This is a genomic window from Massilia sp. LXY-5, from assembly GCF_059801075.1.
Genome location: NZ_JBNNEH010000002.1, coordinates 269765 through 288939 on the forward strand (window position 1 = coordinate 269765; position 19175 = coordinate 288939).

At 64.3% G+C, this 19175-nt stretch carries 23 protein-coding genes; 15 read left to right on the plus strand and 8 right to left on the minus strand.

Translation table 11 applies throughout. The annotated features are described in order from the left end of the window. Positions 1-147: 147 nt before the first annotated feature. On the minus strand, positions 148-1866 hold the full coding sequence (locus ACI48I_RS04670; RefSeq protein ID WP_193684793.1) for a methyl-accepting chemotaxis protein: 1719 nt from the start codon (positions 1864-1866) through the stop codon (positions 148-150). Positions 1867-2131: 265 nt separating this feature from the next. Here ACI48I_RS04670 and pyrG point away from each other — a divergent pair, with 265 nt between their 5' ends. The 6 genes from pyrG (at position 2132) to ACI48I_RS04700 (ending at position 7331) form a co-directional block, all read left to right on the plus strand. Further along, positions 2132-3820 carry a CTP synthase gene (gene pyrG / locus ACI48I_RS04675; protein WP_193684794.1) on the plus strand — a complete coding sequence of 563 codons (1689 nt, stop codon included), beginning with the start codon at positions 2132-2134 and terminating at the stop codon, positions 3818-3820. Further along, the gene (gene kdsA, locus ACI48I_RS04680) at positions 3817-4674 is read left to right on the plus strand and encodes a 3-deoxy-8-phosphooctulonate synthase (protein WP_193684795.1); all 858 of its coding nucleotides are present in this window, start codon (positions 3817-3819) and stop codon (positions 4672-4674) included. Before pyrG ends, kdsA begins: the two co-directional genes overlap by 4 nt. An 88-nt stretch (positions 4675-4762) precedes the next feature. Beyond that, complete coding sequence (gene eno, locus ACI48I_RS04685) at positions 4763-6046, plus strand: phosphopyruvate hydratase (RefSeq protein WP_193684796.1); 1284 nt, start codon at positions 4763-4765, stop codon at positions 6044-6046. 58 nt (positions 6047-6104) lie between these two features. Continuing rightward, complete coding sequence (gene ftsB, locus ACI48I_RS04690) at positions 6105-6467, plus strand: cell division protein FtsB (RefSeq protein ID WP_193684797.1); 363 nt, start codon at positions 6105-6107, stop codon at positions 6465-6467. 4 nt (positions 6468-6471) lie between these two features. After that, a complete protein-coding gene (locus ACI48I_RS04695; protein ID WP_193684798.1) occupies positions 6472-6738 on the plus strand; it encodes a helix-turn-helix domain-containing protein in 267 nt (88 codons plus the stop codon). Positions 6739-6926: 188 nt separating this feature from the next. Continuing rightward, positions 6927-7331 (plus strand): DUF3224 domain-containing protein, encoded by a 405-nt coding sequence (locus ACI48I_RS04700; RefSeq protein ID WP_498573480.1) that lies wholly within the window; start codon positions 6927-6929, stop codon positions 7329-7331. A 6-nt stretch (positions 7332-7337) separates the two neighbouring features. Here ACI48I_RS04700 and ACI48I_RS04705 read toward each other — a convergent pair whose 3' ends face one another. Together ACI48I_RS04705 and ACI48I_RS04710 are read right to left on the minus strand one after the other, a co-directional pair. After that, positions 7338-7691, minus strand: a complete 354-nt coding sequence (locus ACI48I_RS04705) for an ArsR/SmtB family transcription factor (RefSeq protein WP_498573481.1) — start codon at positions 7689-7691, stop codon at positions 7338-7340. After that, complete coding sequence (locus ACI48I_RS04710; RefSeq protein WP_498573482.1) at positions 7678-8145, minus strand: SRPBCC family protein; 468 nt, start codon at positions 8143-8145, stop codon at positions 7678-7680. The genes ACI48I_RS04705 and ACI48I_RS04710 overlap by 14 nt, the downstream gene beginning before the upstream one ends. A 260-nt stretch (positions 8146-8405) precedes the next feature. Here ACI48I_RS04710 and ACI48I_RS04715 point away from each other — a divergent pair, with 260 nt between their 5' ends. Together ACI48I_RS04715 and ACI48I_RS04720 are read left to right on the plus strand one after the other, a co-directional pair. After that, positions 8406-10049: a methyl-accepting chemotaxis protein gene (locus ACI48I_RS04715; RefSeq protein ID WP_498573483.1), complete on the plus strand. Its 1644-nt coding sequence runs from the start codon at positions 8406-8408 to the stop codon at positions 10047-10049. 270 nt (positions 10050-10319) lie between these two features. Next, on the plus strand, positions 10320-10742 hold the full coding sequence (locus ACI48I_RS04720; RefSeq protein ID WP_193684803.1) for a hypothetical protein: 423 nt from the start codon (positions 10320-10322) through the stop codon (positions 10740-10742). A 64-nt stretch (positions 10743-10806) separates the two neighbouring features. Here the strand turns inward: ACI48I_RS04720 and ACI48I_RS04725 are convergent, their stop codons facing one another. Then, entirely contained in the window at positions 10807-11313 is a 507-nt protein-coding gene (locus tag ACI48I_RS04725) for a Dps family protein (RefSeq protein ID WP_193684804.1), read from the minus strand. Between the two features lie 195 nt (positions 11314-11508). On the opposite strand from ACI48I_RS04725, the gene ACI48I_RS04730 reads away from it, so the two are divergent. Then, a complete protein-coding gene (locus tag ACI48I_RS04730; protein ID WP_498573484.1) occupies positions 11509-11814 on the plus strand; it encodes a hypothetical protein in 306 nt (101 codons plus the stop codon). Here the strand turns inward: ACI48I_RS04730 and ACI48I_RS04735 are convergent. From ACI48I_RS04735 to ACI48I_RS04745, 3 genes are read right to left on the minus strand one after another with little or no spacing between them, the layout of a single operon-like run. Beyond that, complete coding sequence (locus ACI48I_RS04735; RefSeq protein WP_498573485.1) at positions 11811-12236, minus strand: acyl-CoA thioesterase; 426 nt, start codon at positions 12234-12236, stop codon at positions 11811-11813. The two genes, ACI48I_RS04730 and ACI48I_RS04735, sit on opposite strands and share 4 nt — an antisense overlap. Before the next feature lie 14 nt (positions 12237-12250). Then, positions 12251-13207 (minus strand): Hsp33 family molecular chaperone HslO, encoded by a 957-nt coding sequence (hslO, locus tag ACI48I_RS04740; RefSeq protein ID WP_498573486.1) that lies wholly within the window; start codon positions 13205-13207, stop codon positions 12251-12253. A gap of 3 nt (positions 13208-13210) precedes the next feature. Beyond that, complete coding sequence (locus tag ACI48I_RS04745) at positions 13211-13735, minus strand: gamma carbonic anhydrase family protein (RefSeq protein ID WP_193684806.1); 525 nt, start codon at positions 13733-13735, stop codon at positions 13211-13213. Between the two features lie 164 nt (positions 13736-13899). Here ACI48I_RS04745 and ACI48I_RS04750 point away from each other — a divergent pair, with 164 nt between their 5' ends. Next, positions 13900-14778, plus strand: coding sequence for an alpha/beta fold hydrolase (locus ACI48I_RS04750; RefSeq protein ID WP_193684807.1), 879 nt, complete (start codon positions 13900-13902; stop codon positions 14776-14778). 22 nt (positions 14779-14800) lie between these two features. Here the strand turns inward: ACI48I_RS04750 and ACI48I_RS04755 are convergent, their stop codons facing one another. Further along, complete coding sequence (locus ACI48I_RS04755; protein ID WP_307727145.1) at positions 14801-15319, minus strand: GFA family protein; 519 nt, start codon at positions 15317-15319, stop codon at positions 14801-14803. On the opposite strand from ACI48I_RS04755, the gene ACI48I_RS04760 reads away from it, so the two are divergent. The 5 genes from ACI48I_RS04760 (at position 15318) to ACI48I_RS04780 (ending at position 19173) form a co-directional block, all read left to right on the plus strand. After that, positions 15318-16151, plus strand: a complete 834-nt coding sequence (locus tag ACI48I_RS04760; RefSeq protein ID WP_498573487.1) for a 3',5'-nucleoside bisphosphate phosphatase — start codon at positions 15318-15320, stop codon at positions 16149-16151. The two genes, ACI48I_RS04755 and ACI48I_RS04760, sit on opposite strands and share 2 nt — an antisense overlap. A 217-nt stretch (positions 16152-16368) precedes the next feature. Beyond that, positions 16369-17262, plus strand: coding sequence for a protease HtpX (gene htpX, locus ACI48I_RS04765; RefSeq protein WP_193684809.1), 894 nt, complete (start codon positions 16369-16371; stop codon positions 17260-17262). Beyond that, positions 17259-17882, plus strand: coding sequence for an L-threonylcarbamoyladenylate synthase (locus ACI48I_RS04770; RefSeq protein WP_193684810.1), 624 nt, complete (start codon positions 17259-17261; stop codon positions 17880-17882). The genes htpX and ACI48I_RS04770 overlap by 4 nt, the downstream gene beginning before the upstream one ends. 68 nt (positions 17883-17950) lie before the next feature. After that, positions 17951-18604, plus strand: a complete 654-nt coding sequence (locus tag ACI48I_RS04775) for a site-2 protease family protein (RefSeq protein WP_193684811.1) — start codon at positions 17951-17953, stop codon at positions 18602-18604. Then, entirely contained in the window at positions 18604-19173 is a 570-nt protein-coding gene (locus ACI48I_RS04780) for a class I SAM-dependent methyltransferase (RefSeq protein WP_498573488.1), read from the plus strand. The genes ACI48I_RS04775 and ACI48I_RS04780 overlap by 1 nt, the downstream gene beginning before the upstream one ends. The last annotated feature ends 2 nt before the right edge of the window (positions 19174-19175 follow it).

Sequence of the window (19175 nt, forward strand, 5' to 3'; positions counted from 1 at the left end):
TTCGAAGATTGTACATTTCTATATGGTAATTTTTTGATTGATACGGAAACTACGTATTCTCAAAAGCAACACTTGCCCAATGCAGGCGCAAAAAGAAACCGCCCGGGATGCGGGCGGTTTTGTCGGTCAAGTCAGGCAAGCAGCGGGTCAGAATTCTTCCCACTCGTCGGCCGTCGCGGTTGCACGCGCCGCCGGCTTGGCTGCCACCTTGACCGGCGCTTTCGCTGCACGCGCCGCCGGTTTCGCACGCACCGCGATCGCACGCGCCGGCGCCGGGGTGGACGCCGCCCGTGCAGCCGGTGCCACGATCGCCGCCTGCGCATCGAGCTTGAACACGCCTACCACCTGTGCCAGCTTGGCTGCCTGCTCCTGCATGGCGCCCGCTGCCGCGGCCGATTCCTCGACCAGGGCCGCATTCTGCTGGGTCGCTTCATCCATCTGGCCGATGGCGATATTCACCTGTTCGATACCGCCGGTCTGCTCCTGGGTCGCATGCGTGATCTCGGCCATGATGTCGGTAACGCGGCGGATCGATTCGACCACCTGCTCCATCGTGGCGCCGGCCTGGTCGACCAGCCTGGCGCCGGCGTCGACCTTCTCGACCGAGTCGCCGATCAGGCCCTTGATCTCTTTTGCCGCCGCGGCCGAACGCTGGGCCAGGGTGCGCACCTCGGAGGCGACGACCGCGAAGCCGCGGCCCTGTTCTCCGGCACGTGCCGCTTCGACTGCCGCGTTCAGCGCCAGGATGTTGGTCTGGAAGGCGATGCCGTCGATGACGCCGATGATGTCGACGATCTTGCGCGAGGACTCGTTGATCGAACCCATGGTCGTGATGACCTGGCCGACCACGGAGCCGCCTTCGACGGCGACGTTCGAGGCGGTAATCGCCAGCTGGTTGGCCTGGCGTGCGTTGTCCGCGTTCTGGCGCACGGTGCCGGTAATCTGCTCCATCGACGCTGCCGTTTCTTCGAGCGAGGCCGCCTGCTGTTCGGTGCGCGAGGACAGGTCCATGTTGCCGGCCGCGATTTCGCTGGAAGCGCCGCTGATGGTGTCGGTACCGCCGCGCACTTCGGTGACGATTTTCACCAGGCTGTCGTTCATGTGGCGCAGGGCGCGCAGCAGGGCGCCGGTTTCGTCTTTCGAGGTGGCGTCGATGCGGCGCGTCAGGTCGCCGCTGGCGACCGTCTCGGCCAGTTCCACCGCTTCGCGGATCGGACGCACGATGCCGCGCGTGAGCATCCAGGAAAAGAGGGCGCCGAGCAGCACCGAGAACGCGGCCAGCAGGCCGATCACGGTTTCGCTGCTGTCGGCGCGCTCGCCGATGGCGCCTGCGGCCGCGGCGATGTTGGCAGCCTGCATGGCGACCAGTTGCTGCATCGATTCCTGGTAGGCCTTCGCGGTCGGGGTGAAGCGTTCGTCGAGGATGCGGGCAGCCAGGGCCTCGTCGCCGGCGGCCTTGGCCTTGACGGCTTCGTCGCGTGCGCTCGAATACGCCTTGCGCTGCTCGGTAATCTTGTCGAACAGGGCTTTTTCTTCGCCGGCCGTGATCAGGGGTTCGATCTGCTTGACCAGCTCGGCCGAGCGCTTGCCGGTCTGGGCCGCGTCTTCCTTGAAATAAGGACCGAGCGCGGCATCGCTGCTCTTGACGATGGCGGCCGTGCGGCGCACGGCGGCGTACACCTGCATGTACCACTCGGTGATCATCCGTTCCTTGGCCAGCGGTTCGGCCAGTACCTGGGCCGTGCTGGCCGCGCCGCTGTTGACGCGCGCGATGCCGACTGCGGCGATCAGGACGGCCATGGCCAGGGTCAGCGCGAAGCCGATCGCGAGGCGCTTGCCGATGTTGAGGTTATTGAAAAAGCCCATGACGCTCCTGCCTGTACAAATGAGAGAACGAGGAATGTAACCTTGACGTACTGCAATTGCAATTGCATGTGGGATATATATCGAAGCCGCCCCTCGTTCAGGCCAGGCGGTGTTGTCTTTACGAAACAAATGGCGCGCCCAAAACGCGCTACGGGGCGTCGAAACGGCCGCACCAGCCCGGCAGCAGGCTTGTCATGACAATGTTTGCGCCCGTTTAAGGTATAATTTCTATTTCCCGCGCGTGCCATTCGGCACCTTCAGCACAATGACCAAATTTGTATTCGTCACTGGCGGCGTCGTGTCTTCCCTGGGCAAAGGGATTGCGGCCGCTTCCCTTGCCGCGATCCTCGAATCGCGTGGCCTCAAAGTCACGATGCTCAAGCTCGATCCCTACATTAACGTGGATCCGGGCACGATGAGCCCGATGCAGCACGGCGAAGTCTTCGTCACCGACGACGGCGCCGAGACCGACCTCGACCTCGGCCACTACGAGCGTTTCATCAGCACCCGGATGAAGAAGGTGAACAACTTCACCACCGGCCAGATCTATGAATCGGTGATCCGCAAGGAACGCCGTGGCGAGTACCTCGGCAAGACCGTGCAGGTGATCCCGCACATCACCAACGAAATCCAGGACTACATCCGCCGCGGCGCCGAAGGCGTCGACGTCGCGCTGGTCGAAATCGGCGGCACCGTCGGCGACATCGAGTCGCTGCCCTTCCTCGAAGCCGCGCGCCAGCTGTCGCTGCGCGCCGGCCGCAAGTCGACCGCCTTCGTGCACCTGACGCTCGTCCCGTACATCGCATCGGCCGGCGAACTGAAAACCAAGCCGACCCAGCACAGCGTGCAGAAGCTGCGCGAGATCGGCATTTCGCCGAACGCGCTGCTGTGCCGTGCCGACCGCCGCATCCCCGACGACGAGCGCGCCAAGATTTCGCTGTTCGCCAACGTCGAAGAGCAGGCCGTGATCTCGGTCTGGGACGTCGACACCATTTACAAGGTGCCGCAGGTGCTGCACGACCAGGGCCTGGACGACATCATCCTCGAGGCGCTCGGCATCGAGGCGCCGCCGGCCGACCTGTCGATGTGGACCAAACTGATCTACACGCTGGAAAACCCGAAGCGCGAAGTCACCATCGGCATGGTCGGCAAGTATGTCGACCTGACCGAATCGTACAAGTCGCTGACCGAAGCGCTGCGCCACGCCGGTATCCATACCGAAAGCCGCGTCAACATCGAATACCTCGACTCGGAAGAAATCGAGACGACCGGTTGCGAGCAGCTGGGCAAGTACGACGCCATCCTGGTGCCAGGCGGCTTCGGCAAGCGCGGCGTGGAAGGCAAGATCATGGCCGCGCGCTATGCCCGCGAAAACAAGATCCCGTATCTCGGCATCTGCCTGGGCATGCAGGTCGCGCTGATCGAATATGCGCGCCACATGGCCGGCCTGCCGAACGCGAACTCCACCGAATTCGATCTCGAGACCGACCAGCCGGTCGTCGCCCTGATCAACGAGTGGCAGAACCACGACGGCAAGGTCGAGCAGCGCGACGAGAACTCGGACCTGGGCGGCACCATGCGCCTGGGCGCCCAGACCTGCGCGGTGAACCCGGGCACGCTGGCCGCCGAGATCTACGGCAGCGTCGTCACCGAGCGTCACCGCCACCGCTACGAAGCCAACAACTTCTACCTGCCGAAGGTCGAAGCGGCCGGCCTCGTCGTCGCGGCGCGCACCCCGAACGAAGACCTGTGCGAAATCATGGAACTCCCGCGCACCGGTCCGAACGCGCACCCGTGGTACATGGGCGTGCAGTTCCACCCTGAATTCAAGTCGACCCCGCGCAGCGGCCACCCGCTGTTCACGTCGTTCATCCAGGCGGCATTGGCGCACCAGTCGGCGAACACCGCCACTGCGGCCAACGCCCCATCCGCTTTGCAAGGAGACGCAGCATGAAGCTTTGCGGCTTTGAAGTAGGCCAGGACCATCCGATCTTCCTGATCGCCGGTACCTGCGTGATCGAATCGCGCCAGATGGCGATGGACACCGCTGGCACGCTGAAGGAAATCACCTCGGCACTCGGCATCCCGTTCATCTATAAATCGTCCTTCGACAAGGCGAACCGTTCGTCGGGCACCTCGTTCCGCGGCCCCGGCCGCGAGAAGGGCCTGGAGATCCTCGCCGACGTCAAGAAGACCATCGGCGTGCCGGTGCTGACCGACGTCCACACCGAGGAAGAGATTCCGGAAGTGTCGAGCGTCGTCGACGTGCTGCAAACCCCGGCCTTCCTGTGCCGCCAGACCGATTTCATCAACGCCTGCGCCCGTTCGGGCCTGCCGGTGAACATCAAGAAGGGCCAGTTCCTGGCCCCGGGCGACATGAAGAACGTGATCGACAAGGCAAGGAATGCGGCACGCGCGGCCGGCCTGAACGAAGACAACTTCATGGCCTGCGAACGCGGCGCCTCCTTCGGCTACAACAACCTGGTCTCGGACATGCGTTCGCTCGCCATCATGCGCGAATCGAACTGCCCGGTGGTGTTCGATGCGACCCACTCGGTGCAGCTGCCGGGCGGGCAGGGCACGTCCTCGGGCGGCCAGCGCGAACACATCCCGGTGCTGTCGCGCGCGGCAGTCGCAGCGGGCATCGCGGGCCTGTTCATGGAAACCCACCCGGACCCTGCGAATGCCCTGTCCGACGGCCCGAACGCGGTGCCGCTGGCCCGCATGAAGGAGCTGCTGACGACCCTGGTCGACATCGACCGCGTGGTCAAGCGAGCTGGCTTCCTCGAGAACAGCTTCAAGATCTGATGTAATTCATTTGCTACGAGTCGAGGCGCCTGATAGGCGCCTCGACTTTCATGTGCGAGACGATTTTCTTTTTTGGAGTGTAAAAACCATGAGTGCTATCGTTGATATTATCGGCCGCGAGATCATTGACTCGCGCGGCAATCCGACCGTCGAATGCGACGTCCTGCTCGAATCCGGCGTGATGGGCCGTGCGGCCGTGCCGTCGGGCGCGTCGACCGGTTCGCGCGAAGCGATCGAACTGCGCGACGGCGACCCGAAGCGTTATTTCGGCAAGGGCGTGCTGCAGGCCTGCGAGAACATCAACACCGAGATCAGCGAAGCCATCATGGGCCTGGACGCCAACGAACAGGCCTTCCTCGACCGCACCCTGATCGACCTGGACGGTACCGAGAACAAGAGCCGCCTGGGCGCCAACGCGATGCTGGCCGTGTCGATGGCCGTGGCCAAGGCTGCCGCTGAAGAAGCGGGCCTGCCGCTGTACCGCTACTTCGGCGGTTCGGGCGCGATGCAGATGCCGGTGCCGATGATGAACGTCATCAACGGCGGCGCACACGCCGACAACAACCTGGACATCCAGGAATTCATGATCATCCCGGTCGGCGCGCCAAGCTTCAAGGAAGCGATCCGCTACGGCGCGGAAGTTTTCCACACGCTCAAAAAAATCCTGCACGCGAAGGGCCTGTCGACCGCGGTCGGCGACGAAGGCGGTTTCGCGCCTTCGGTCTCGAGCCACGAAGAAGCGATCAAGCTGATCATGCAGGCGATCGAGCAGGCAGGCTATGAAGCCGGCACCCAGATCGCCATCGGCCTCGATTGCGCCGCCAGCGAGTTCTACAAGGACGGCAAGTACCACCTGGAAGGCGAAGGCCTGCAGCTGACGGCCACCGACTTCACCAACATGCTCGCCACCTGGTGCGACAAGTACCCGATCATCTCGATCGAGGACGCGATGCACGAAGGCGACTGGGAAGGCTGGGCGACCCTGACGGCAGCCCTGGGCAAGCGCGTGCAGCTGGTCGGCGACGACCTGTTCGTCACCAACACCAAGATCCTGAAGGAAGGCATCCAGAAGGGCATCGCCAACTCGATCCTCATCAAGATCAACCAGATCGGCACCCTGACCGAGACCTTCGCCGCCATCGAAATGGCCAAGCGCGCCGGCTACACGGCCGTCATCTCGCACCGTTCGGGCGAGACCGAGGACTCGACCATCGCCGATATCGCAGTCGGCCTGAACGCCCTGCAGATCAAGACCGGTTCGATGTCGCGTTCGGACCGCATGGCCAAGTACAACCAGCTGCTGCGTATCGAGGAAGACCTCGGCGACGTCGCCAGCTATCCTGGCCGTGACGCTTTCTATAATCTGAAGTAATCTGTCGTACTCCGCGGGCCGGCCATCGTGGCGCGGCCCGCGTTCCTGATCTGTCTCCATGCGCATCATTACGCTCGTTCTCGCCGCACTGCTCGTGCTGATCCAGTATCCCCTGTGGCTGGGGAAGGGCGGCATGCTGGCCGTCGCCGATATGACCGACCAGGTCACACTGGCGCAAATCCACACCGACAAGCTCAAGGCACGCAACGCCAAGCTCGAATCCGAAGTGCGCGACCTGCGCGAAGGGACCGGCGCCGTCGAGGAACGCGCGCGCCTGGAACTGGGCATGATCAAGCAGAACGAAATCTTCGTGCAGGTGCTGCGCAAGGACGAAAAGCCGACCGAATCGATGACCGTCCCGCCGCCACCGCCGGAGCCGAAGGCGGGCAAGGGTGGGCACGATTCCGCCGCGACGCATTGAACCCATGAATACCGATCCTGCAGCGCAACTGGCGACGCTCGAGGCCTTGTCGGCCTTCCTGGCGGCCGCCTTCGAGAGCGGCGATCCGGCCGTCCTGCTCGACGCCTTCGCCGTCGCCGCGCGCGCCGAAGGCACGGCCCACCTTGCCGCTGCCGCCGGCATTCCCCAGGCCGATCTGCGCCATGCTTTCGCCAGCGGTGAAATGAGCATGTCCGTCACCCTGGCGATCATGAAGGTGATCGATTTGCATATGCCGGGCGCGGCGCACTGAAAATTTCGCGGCCGCTCCACTGTGCGTTGAACGCGTGGGCGGCTCGGCCGCCCACGCGTTCAACTTCAGCGGGATCAGCCAGCGGCCCTGCACTGGTCCGATCAGCACCTTGTCGATTCAAGGCCGCAAAGCGCCCGGATTGGCCTAGAATGTTCGCTATCTCTTCACCAACGAGAAGGAAGCCCACCATGAGCCAGCAACACGCCGCAGGACCGTTCGACGTGACCGTCACCCCACAGGGCCAGCCCGAGGTGCGCGACGGGGTCACGACCGGCCGCATGGCGATCGACAAGCACTACCATGGCGAACTCGAAGGGCAGGGCGTCGGCGAGATGCTGTCGGCGATGACGACCACCGAAGGCTCGGCCGGCTATGTCGCCATCGAGCGCGTGAGCGGCAAGCTGCAGGGACGCAGCGGCAGCTTCGTCGTCCAGCATACCGGCACGATGGCGCGCGGCGCGCAGGCGCTGTCGATCACGGTCGTGCCCGACTCCGGCACCGGCGAACTGGCCGGCATCGCCGGCACCATGCGCATCCGGATCGAGGAACGCAAGCATTTCTACGAATTCGATTACGTCCTGCCGCAAGCCTGACACGCGTCAGGCGGACCCGTCCGGGCCGTCCGCTTCGACGAAGGCCTTGAGCCGTCCGAGCGCGCGCTCCCACTGGCGGCCGATGGCGTCCAGGCTGCGCCGCGCCTCGTCGATACGCTCGGGGGCCAGCTGCCAGCGCCGCTCGCGTCCGCATTTCTGGTCGCGCACCAGGCCAGCCTCGGCCAGCACCTGAAGGTGCTTGGTCACGCCCTGGCGGGTGATGGCCGTACCGGCGCTGAGTTGGGCGATCGACAGCAGGCCGCCGGCACAGAGCAGGGAAACAAGCTGCAGCCGGGTCGGATCGCCCAGCGCCGCGAACACCTCGGCCAGGCCCTTTTGCTCCCTCTCAGCCGGCAACATGGCGCGCGATGTTGATCACCTGCGCATCCCAGCCCGCGCCGTTCATGCGGAAGGCCTCGTCGCGGCGTTGCGGCGGCAGCTTGTCGAAACCGGATTCGACGACGGTGAGCCGGGTGCCGTTCTCCGGACCGTCCTCCAGGGTGAAGCTCACCAGCGTCGGCTCTTCCTGCGTGTAGTCGGCCGCGGGATCGATCGCATACGGGTGCCAGTAAAACGACAGCAACTGCTCCGGCTCGACGCGCTCGACCCGGGCTTCGAAACGCAGGTGCTCATAGCCGGGGTGGGTGATGTACCCGCGCACCGGCCGGCCGGCCACGAAGGCCTGCTCTTCCAGCTTCACGCCGAACCAGCTGCCGAATTCGGCGGCGTCGGCGAGGGCGCGCCAGACGCGCGCGCGCGGCGCCTTGATCACAATGCTGCGTTCGATGCGGTCGGTGGGGCTGGTCGTGTCCATCACGGGTCTCCTGTTGATTTGGGTAGTAATGCAACCGGATGGTTGCATGATTTGATGCGGAGCGCAAGAACATGCGCATCGCATAAAACCTCGGGCGCTCTGTTGCAAGCGAGCAACTTCATGTAACAATTTCCTTTCAGAAACGATATTTGATCGACTTCTCCTTCCACCCCGAGGTATATTTATTTGCGTAAGACCAGTCCTACAGCGGTAATCAATGGCAAGTTTTTATAAGAAATCAAGAAAGAGACGACTGACCCATGAATCACTTTTTCAATAACATGCGTATCGGCACCCGGCTTACCCTTGCGTTCGCACTGATCCTGATACTCGCCACGATTGCCACCGCGTCCGCCCTGTTCGCAGCGCGTGCCGGCGCCCAGGCTACCGAAGAGATGATGGCCGTGCCGCTGACCAAGGAGCGCCTGGTCTCGAGCTGGAACACGATGACATATTCTGCGATCGCCCGCACTTCGCTGATCGCGCGCAGTACCGACACCACCCTGAGCACCGTGTTCGCCAAGACCATTGCCGACAGCGTGACCACCTCCACTGAACTGATCAAGCAGATCGAGCCGCTGCTGACTTCCGAGGAAGAAAAGGCGAAGCTGGCGACGGTCAAGTCGCTGCGCGCCAAATACCAGGCCTTGAAAGTGCAGGTGATGGACGCGAAGAAAGCGGGCGACGCCGCCGCCGCCGAGCGCCTGTACACGGAGGGCTTCGATCCTGCCGCCCAGGCCTATTCGGCCGCGCTGCAGGACCTGCTGGCCTTGCAGCGGCAGACGATCGACCGCATGACGGTCGCGATCCGCGCCGACTTCGAACACCGCGCGCGCCTGTCGCTGCTGCTCAACGGCCTGATGCTGGTACTCGGCGCCCTGGCCGCCGTGGCCATCACGCGCTCGATTACCCGTCCGCTGAAGGATGCCGTGCGGGTCGCCGAAGCCGTCGCCGGCGGCGACCTGAGCGGCGAGTTCGACAGCCGGCGCCGCGATGAAGTCGGCGACCTGATGGGCGCCCTGCACACGATGAACGACGGCCTGGCCAAGGTCGTGTCCGAAGTGCAGCACGGGACCCGCGCGATCGCCGGCGCCTCGACCGAGATCGCCAGCGGCAACCTCGACTTGTCCGCCCGCACCGAGCAGCAGGCGGGCGCGCTCGAGGAAACCGCGTCCTCGATGGAAGAACTGACCTCGACCGTGCGCCAGAACGCCGAGAGCGCCACGCAGGCGAACCGGCTGGCCCAGGATGCCTCGACCGTCGCCGTGCGCGGCGGCCAGATCGTCGGCCAGGTGGTCGACACGATGGGCGCGATCGATACCGCTTCGCGCAAGATCGTCGACATCATCGGCGTCATCGACGGCATCGCCTTCCAGACCAATATCCTGGCGCTGAATGCCGCCGTGGAAGCGGCGCGGGCCGGCGAGCAGGGCCGCGGCTTTGCCGTGGTTGCCAGCGAAGTGCGCAACCTGGCGCAGCGCTCGGCCACCGCCGCCAAGGAAATCAAGGGGCTGATCGGCGACTCGGTCGCCCAGGTCAACACCGGGACGTCGCTGGTGCAACAGGCCGGCGCCACCATCGGCGAGGTCGTGGCCAGCGTGGCCCGCGTGACCGCAATCATGGCCGAGATCACGGCCGCCAGCCGCGAGCAGAGCATCGGCATCGACCAGGTCAACGAAGCGATCCTGCAGATGGACCAGACCACCCAGCAGAACGCGGCCCTGGTCGAAGAAGCCGCCGCGGCGGCGGCCAGCATGCAGGACCAGTCGGCGCACCTGGAACAGCTGGTGTCGCACTTCCGCCTCGCGGCTCAGCCTGCGCAGCAGGGCGCACGGCACTCCGGCACCCGGCCGGCGCCGCGCGGGCGCCAGGCCCTGGCGCACGCCTCCGCCGCAACCGCCTGAGGTAGGGATGGGGGGCAGATTCGACCCCTCATGATTCGAAAATTGAAATATGTATGCCAATTTGCGATTCATTTCGTCAGAATCTGGCTTCAAACGAAGTGAGATTGTTTCGTGATACCGAGCGTGTAGTGCTTTTTTGTCAGCAAGCGCTGCTCTAGACTGGGCTATCCGCGATCCGTTCAGACCGTATCGCGGTATTCCGAGGGAGGGGATGTACGCAAGGCGCGCAGTCCTTCCCGAACGCCTATTCCGCTTCGTAAAGGAACAATCATGCGTCCCATCTCTTTCCTGTTTCCTGCAACCCTGTTCGTGCTGGCCTGTAGCGCTTCGGCCCGGACCATGCCCTATCCACAGCCCGACGCCGAGTCGGGACCGAGCGTGCAGGTGAGCGCCCCCGGTCCGGCCGCCTTCATCACGGAAGACAAGGCCAGCCAGATCAGCGGGTCGTATGCGATGTCGAACGGCTGGCACATGAAAGTGCAGACGTCTTCGCGCTACATCGACGCGCGCATCGACGACCAGAAGCCGATGCGCCTGCGCGCCGTCTCCGGGGACAAATTCGTCTCGCGCGACGGCAGCGTCACCATGCAGTTCAACCAGGGCGAGTACGGGGACGACATGACGATGAGCTATGTGCCCGACCGCCGCCTGGCCCAGGTGGTGGTGATCTCTTCAAGGATGGCACAGCGCTGAGGGCGCACACGGCAACGCCAACCGGCGCGGGTTGGCGTTGTCGTTCAATGCGGACGGCAGCCGCTTACTCCGACGACGCATCTCCCTGCATCGATCCCGCACCCTGCTCCAGGAAGGAGCGCAGCATCCATGCGTTCTTCTCATGCACTTCCATGCGGGTGGTAAGCATGTCGGCGGTCGGGAAGTCGTCGAGCTCGTCGGCCACCTTCACGCCCGCGCGCAAGGTGCGGACCAGGATTTCGTTGCCGTCGACTAGCTGGCGGATCATTTCCTTGGCCGACAGCACGTCCGGCTCTTCCTTGATACTCGACAGCTCGGTATAGCGCCGCGAGGTGGCCGGCGCGAAGTGGCCCAGCGCGCGGATGCGCTCGGCGATGTCGTCGAGGGCGTTCCACTGCTCGGTGTACTGCTCCTCGAACATCACGTGCAGGGTCGAGAACATCGGCCCCGTCACGTTCCAGTGGAAGTTGTGCGTTTTCAGGTAGAGCATGAAGGCATCCCCCAGGACGGTCGAGAGCGACTCGACGATCTTGGCGCGGTCTTCGGTGTTGATTCCGGTATCCATATGCATTGCGGTTCTCCTGTGGTGGGGCAGCGTTTGCGGAAACTGCAACACTGCTAACAATGCAACAAGCTTAGCACCGGACGGAGGATCGGTTGACCGGCTGCCCCGTTTCAATCCCGGGACATCGCTCCGTGCGTCACCATCAGATGGCCTGTGTTACGGTCGGGTGCAGGCACACTACTGGAGCGCAGGGGAGACGGCATGGACAGATTTCTGATCGTGTTTCGAGGGGCGACCATCGGGGAAGCGGAAGGGCCGCAGCACGTGCCCGCACGCTGGGACGCCTGGTTCAGCGAACTGGGTGCGGCCCTGGTCGACCGGGGCGCGCTCAGCCATGGCAGTGTGGAGGTGGCGACCCGGCTGGTCGGCCCCAAGCTGAGCAGCAGCGCCTTGTCCGGCTATTGCATCATCGCGGCCGCTGACTTCGACGCGGCGGTCCGGCTGGCGCAGTCTTCTCCGATTTTCGACGAGAAGGGCTCAGTGGAAATCGCGCACTTGCGAACCTAAGCAGCCAGGCGCGCCAGCACTTCGCGCACCTGCGCCGGAATCGGCACCGATGTATTGCTGCGCCGGTCCACATACACATGCACGAAATGCCCGGCCGCCGAGGGCAAGGCCTCGTCGTTGCGGAACAGGGCCAGTTCGTAGCGCACGCTCGAATTGCCGAGCTTGGCCACGCGCACGCCGACGTGGATCAGGTCGGGGAAGGAGATCGAACTGAAGTAGGAGCAGCTGGTCTCGACCACGAAGCCGACGATGTCGTCGCTGTGGATGTCGAGCACGCCGCGGTCGATCAGGTAACGATTGACCGCGGTGTCGAAGAAGCTGTAGTAGTTGACATTGTTGACATGCCCATAGCTGTCATTGTCCATCCAGCGCGTCGGTAGCGCGAGCAGGTGGGGGAAGGCGGAGCGGGGCGTGTCGCGCATCGTCAGGGATCCTCTTAGTGCTTGATTTCACCAGGCGGCACCAGGGCGTCCGCCGTGGTGGCAGTAGCGAACAGCTGGGCGCAATCGACCTTGTCGAAGGCGTAGTGCTTGCCGCAGAAATCGCAGTTGATACCGAGCTCGCCCAGGTCGGCCAGCGCCGATTCGACTTCCGGCTGGCCCAGCATTTTCAGCATGTTGCCGACCTTCTCGCGGGTGCAGCTGCAGTGGAACTGCGGGTGCTGCGGATCGAACACGCGGATCGTCTCTTCCCAGAACAGGCGGTTGAGCAGGGTCTCGATATCGGTGCTCAGCAGTTCTTCCTGCTTCAGCGTGCTGCCCAGTACCACGGCGCGGTTCCAGGTCTCGAGGTCTTCCTCTTCGGTCGCCTGCTTGGTCTGGTCGTCCTTGCCGCTGTGGCGCGGCAGCTTCTGCAGCAGCAAGCCGCGCGAGACCTTGTCGTCGGCCGCCAGCCACAATTTCGTGTCCATCTGTTCCGAGCGCAGCATGTAGTTTTCGATGACGGTCGCGACGCTTTCGCCGTCGAGCGGCACGATGCCCTGGTAGGGCTGCTGGCCCGGCATCTTCTCGAGCGGGTCGAGGGTGATGACGAAACGGCCGCGGCGGTTCACGTTGAGCAGGTCGCTCAAGGTGGCTTCGTCGGCGATGTCGGCCTCCGGCGCCAGCTTGGCCGTGGCGCGGATACGCAGATCGGCATCGCACTCGACCACCAGCAGGCGCACCGGACCGTCGCCGTGGATCTGCATCACGATCGAGCCGTTGAATTTCAGGTTGGCCGACAGCAGGGCGGCGGCGGCCACCATCTCGCCCAGCATCGAGCGCACGGCTTTCGGGTAGCCGTGGCGCGCCTGGATCTCGCGCCAGGTGTCGGAAATCTCGACCAGCTCGCCGCGCACGGCGGCGTTGTCGAAGATGAATTTCTGCAGGGTGTCCTTGGTGTCCGTTGTCGTCATTGTCTATCCGATGTGCTTGAGCTGCGCCTTGAACAACTGGCCGCGCGCCACGTAACTGGCGGCGTTGGCTTGCAGGCGCAGCAGGTCTTCTTCCGTGAGCGTCCGCACCACTTTCGCAGGCGAACCCAATATCAGCGAGTTATCCGGGAACTCTTTTCCTTCGGTAACCAGGGCACCGGCGCCGACCAGGCAGCCTTTGCCGATCTTGGCGCCGTTCAGGATCACGGCCTGGATGCCGATGAGCGAACCGTCGCCCACCGTGCAGCCATGCAGCATCGCCTGGTGGCCGATGGTGACGCCCTTGCCGATCACGAGCGGGTAGCCCATGTCGGTGTGCATCACCGTGCCTTCCTGGACATTGCTGTTTTCACCGATCGTGATGCGCTCGTTGTCGCCGCGAATCGTGACGCCGAACCATACCGAGGCATTCGCCTCCAGGGTCACTTTGCCGATCAGGTTGGCCGAATCGGCCACGAAGGCCGACGCATCGATCTCGGGCGACTGCTCGCCCAGCTGGTAAATCGCCATGGATGTGCTCGCGGAAGGGTTGAAATGACGCTATTTTACGCCCTCCTGTCCGCTTCACGCTGCCGCGTTTTTCGCCGATCACGGGCAAATGGGGATGACGGGCAGGAATTCAACGGCATGCGTATAATCTGCACGACCGTACTTTTTTCTTTCGAGAATTTCCAATGCAGCCATCCCGTTCCGAATTCCTGACCATCCGCGGCCTGCGCACCCATGTGCGCCACTGGGGCCGCGAGGGCGCGCCGAAACTGTTCATGTCGCATGGCTGGATGGATATGTCGGCCTCCTTCCAGTTCGTGGTCGACCATTTGAAAGAAGACTGGCACGTGATTGCCAACGACTGGCGCGGCTTCGGCCTGTCCGAGCGTTCGCATTCGGACACCTACTGGTTCCCCGATTACGTGGCCGACCTCGATGCCCTGCTCGAGCACTACTCGCCAGACGAGCCGGTCAACCTGCTGGGACACAGCATGGGCGGTAATGTCGTCAGCATGTATGCCGGCGTGCGGCCCGAGCGCGTGAAGAAGCTGATCAACCTGGAAGGCATCGGCCTGATGGGCGCGAAGCCGGAACAGGCGCCCAAGCGAATGGCGAAATGGCTGGACGAATTGCGCAATCCGCCCGTGATGCGCGCGTATGCCAGCCTGGCCGAGGTGGCGGGGCGCCTGCAGAAGACCAATCCGCGCCTGCCGCATGAGCGCGCCGCTTTCCTGGCCGAACACTGGTCGGCGCCGAACGATGCGGGGGAGTACGCCATCCTGGGCGACCCGGCGCACAAGATGAGCGGGCCGCTGCTGTATCACCTCGACGAAATGATCGCGATGTGGAAGCGGATCGCGGCGCCGGTGCTGTGGATCGAGGCGGCGCAGACGGAGATGTGGCGCTGGATGGGGCCGGAGCACGAGATGCGCGCCGAAGTGGACCGGCGCCTGGCCCATATGGCCTCGGTCGAGCCGCATATCGTGGCCGATGCCGGGCATATGGTGCACCACGATCAGCCGGCGGTATTGGCGGAGCTGATCGAGGCGTTTTTGAACAAGTGACGCAGGGTGGGCGGGCGTTCGCTTACAAATGGCGGATTTCTTTTGGCGGACTCTCCCACTCGTCATTGCGCCCGTCGACATACCGCACCGGCGCAGCGAGCAACTCCTCCACCGGCACATCGTCCAGGCTCGCCACCGTCACCGCGTGGAAGGCGCCCAGCCGTGGCGAGTGCCCGGTCGAGAACACGTTGATCCCGCAGTGCCGGCAAAAACAGTGGCCGTCCCGTTTCAAATGAAAACGGTATTCGCTCAGGGCATCGGCCCCTGCCAGCAGCCTGAACGCCGCGCTCGGCACCTGCACCCCCCAGAAGCGCATCTTCGTGCAGATCGAGCAATTGCATTTGATGGTGCCGGCTTTGATGTCGAGATCGGCTTCGTAACGTACCGCGCCGCAGTGGCAGCTGCCGTGGACAGTCTTCATTTTTTCGTCTCCTGAACAAACGCCAACTCTACCATTGCCGGCCCTGCAAACGGACCGCGCCGCCCGGTCGCGCAATGCGGCGTACAATGTTTGCTCGTCCAGAAAAGCGGTCCGCATCATGTTGAAAGTCGATCTCCACTGCCATTCGAATGTCTCCGACGGCGTCCTCGCCCCTGGCGCCGTGGCCGCCTATGCACGCAAGGGCGGGGTCGATGCCTGGGCGCTGACCGACCACGATGAGGTCGGCGGCATCAAGCTCGCGCGCGCCGCCGCGGGCGAGCAGGGCATGCGCTTCGTGCCGGGCGTCGAAATTTCCGTGACCTGGGCCAACCAGACCATCCACGTGGTCGGCCTGCAGATCGACGAGGACAATCCGGACCTGCTGGCGGGCCTCATGAAGACCCGCAGCGGGCGCGACGCGCGCGGACGAGAAATTGCCGCCCAGCTGGAGGAGGCCGGCATTCCCGATGCCTGGGAGGGCGCCCTGAAATTCGTCGGCAACCCGGACCTGCTCTCGCGCACCCATTTCGCGCGCTACCTGGTCGAATGCGGCAAGTGCGCGACGACGACCGAGGTGTTCAAGCGTTTCCTCACCGAAGGCAAGCCCGGCTATGTGCCGCACCGCTGGGCTTCCTTGCCCGAGGCGATGGGCTGGATTCGCAGCGCGGGCGGCATTCCCGTGATTGCGCATCCCGGGCGCTACAAGTTCACGCAGACGGGCGAGGACGCGCTGTTCGACGAATTCCGTCAGCTCGGCGGGAATGCGATCGAGGTGGTCACCGGCAGCCATACGCCGGACCAGTATGCGACCTATGCCGAAGTGGCGCGGCGGTATGGTTTTCTCGCATCGCGCGGGACAGATTTTCATGCGCCGGGCGAGGCGCGGGTGGAGTTCGATGCGCTGCCGCCGCTGCCGTCCAGCGTGACACCCGTGTGGCACGACTGGTTCTGAATGTGCGTAGGGTGGGCGGGTCTTCCGCCCACGCGGTGATTGTTGGCAGCGAGATCATCGCGCCCGAAATCGGAGCCGATGACGATCAGCGCGTGGGCGGCACAGCCGCCCACCCTACGGCCTTTAAGCCAGCCATAAGCCTCTGCCCTTGAATTTTCCCTGGCGCAGCCTTATCTTGGCAGCCTGTTAATGTATTCCTGCCCGGGAGGCACCCCCAATGAAGCGCATTGTTTTATTCCTCGCCACCAACCTCGCGGTTGTGCTGGTGCTGACGGTCGTCCTGAACCTGCTGGGGGTTGGACGTGCGGTGAGCGCGGAAGGAATCAATGTCGGCGCGCTCGCCGTGTTCTCGCTGGTCGTGGGCTTTACCGGCTCGATCATTTCGCTCCTGATGAGCAAGCCGATGGCCAAGTGGTCGACCGGCGCGCGCGTCATCGACCAGCCGGCCAATTCGACCGAGCTCTGGCTCGTGAACACCGTGCGCCAGCTGGCCGAGCGCGCAGGCATCGGCATGCCGGAGGTGGCCGTGTATGAGGGCGAGCCGAACGCGTTTGCCACGGGCGCCTTCAAGAATTCGGCTTTGGTGGCTGTCTCCACCGGCCTGCTGCAAGGCATGAACCGCGACGAAGTCGAAGCGGTGCTCGGCCATGAGGTGGCGCACATCGCCAACGGCGACATGGTGACACTCACCCTGATCCAGGGCGTGGTGAACACCTTCGTCGTGTTCCTGGCGCGCGTGGTCGGCTTCTTCGTTGACAAGGTGCTGCTGCGCGGGAACGACGACCGCGGTCCCGGCATCGGCTACATGGTCACCGTCTTCGTCTGCGAAATCGTGTTCGGCCTGGTGGCGTCCATCATCGTGGCCTGGTTCTCGCGCCAGCGCGAATTCCGCGCCGACGCGGGTTCGGCGAACCTGCTGGGCAGCGCGGTGCCGATGCAGAACGCGCTGGCCCGCCTGGGCGGCCTGCATCCGGGGGCCTTGCCTTCGTCGATGAGCGCTTCCGGCATTTCCGGCGGCGGTGGCGGCTGGGGTGCGCTGTTCTCGACCCACCCGCCGATGGAAGAACGGATCGCGGCCCTGCAGGCGCTGCGCCAGGGCGGTGCGCGATGAGCCAGTTCTTTCAGATCCATCCCGAGAATCCCCAGAAGCGCCTGATCGCACAGGCGGCGCAGATCATCCGTTCCGGCGGCGTGGTCGCGCTGCCGACCGATTCGGCCTATGCGCTGGTCTGCCAGCTCGACGACAAGGCGGCCGTCGAAAAGCTGCGCCGCGTGCGCGGCATCGACGACAAGCACCACCTGACGATGCTCTGCCGCGACCTGTCGGAAATCGCCCAGTACGCGCGCGTCGACAATGTCCAGTACCGGCTGCTGAAGGCCACCATGCCCGGCCCCTACACCGTCATCCTGGAAGCGACGCGCGAAGTGCCGCGCCGCCTGTCTCACCCTTCGCGCAAGACGATCGGCCTGCGCGTGCCGGAAAACCTGATTACGCTGGCCCTGCTCGAGGAACTGGGCGAGCCGCTGATCGGCACCACCTTGCAACTGCCGGGCGACGAGCACATGCTGTCCGATCCGGACGAGGTGCGCGAGCGCCTGGAAAAGCAGATCGACCTGGTGATCGACGGCGGGGCCGGTACGCTGGAACCGACGACGATCATCGACCTCACCGGTTCCGAACCCGAACTCGTACGCCAGGGCAGGGGCGACCCCGCCGCTTTCGGCCTATAAACAAATCAAAGCAGGCCCGTCCCGCGGAGCCGGCCCGTCGCGCCCGGCTCTGCTAGAATCCTTCCCCTATGGATGAAATCATTCGCAACATCGCAGTCTTTGCGCTGCCCGTTCTTTTCGCGATTACCCTGCACGAAGCCGCCCACGCCTATGCCGCCCGCTATTTCGGCGACAACACGGCCTATGCGCAGGGCCGCATGACCCTCAATCCCCTGTCGCACGTCGACCTGTTCGGCACCATCATCATCCCGATTGCGCTGTATCTGACCTCGGGCTTCGTGTTCGGCTATGCCAAGCCGGTGCCGGTCCAGTTCGGCAACCTGCGCAATCCGAAGCGCGACATGGCCTGGGTGGCGCTGGCCGGTCCCCTGGCCAACTTCATCATGGCGCTGTTGTGGCTGATCCTGGCCGTCGTGCTGGTGGCGACCAACGTGGGCGAGGAATTCCCGCACAAGGTGGCGCAGGCCGGCATCGTGACGAATCTGCTGATCTTCGCCTTCAACCTGTTCCCGCTGCCCCCGCTCGACGGCGGCCGCGTGCTCACCAGCATGCTGCCGCACCGCCTCGCCTTCAAATTCGCGAAGCTCGAGCCCTATGGCTTCTTCATCCTGCTGGCGCTGCTGTACTTCAACGTGCTGTCCTTCTGGGTGCAGCCGGTGATGTGGCTCGGCGGCCAGGCCGTGAAGCTGATCGCTTCGCCCATCACCATGCTGCTGACCTGATGCACGCGCCGACCGACAAGCCGTCCACCTGGGTGCGCCGCTTCGCAGGGAGTGTGCCGGCCGGCGAGGTGCTCGACCTGGCCTGCGGCAGCGGCCGCCACGCGCGCCTGTTCGCGTCGCTGGGGCACCCGGTTATCGCGGTCGACCGCGACCCGCAGGCGCTGGCGGCCAGCGCCGGTCCCGGCATCGCGACGCTGCAGGTCGATCTGGAACAGGAGGGCGCACAGTGGCCTTTCGAAGCCGGGCATTTCGCCGGCATCGTCGTCACGAATTACCTGCACCGGCCTTTGATGGCGGACCTGGTGAACAGCCTCGCGCCGGGCGGCGTGCTGATCTATGAAACCTTCGCGCTCGGCAATGAGGCCTTCGGCAAGCCGTCGAATCCGGCCTTCCTGCTGCGTCCGGGCGAATTGCTCGCGCTGGCGCAGGAAAACCGCCTGGCGGTGCTGGCCTTCGAGGACGGCGTCGTCAACGAACCCAAGCCGGCGCGCGTTCAGAGACTCTGCGCGGCTGGGCTCGCCTTCCCGCAAACCGAGGTAAAGCTCGACCATTTAGTTGGTCGGGAATAACC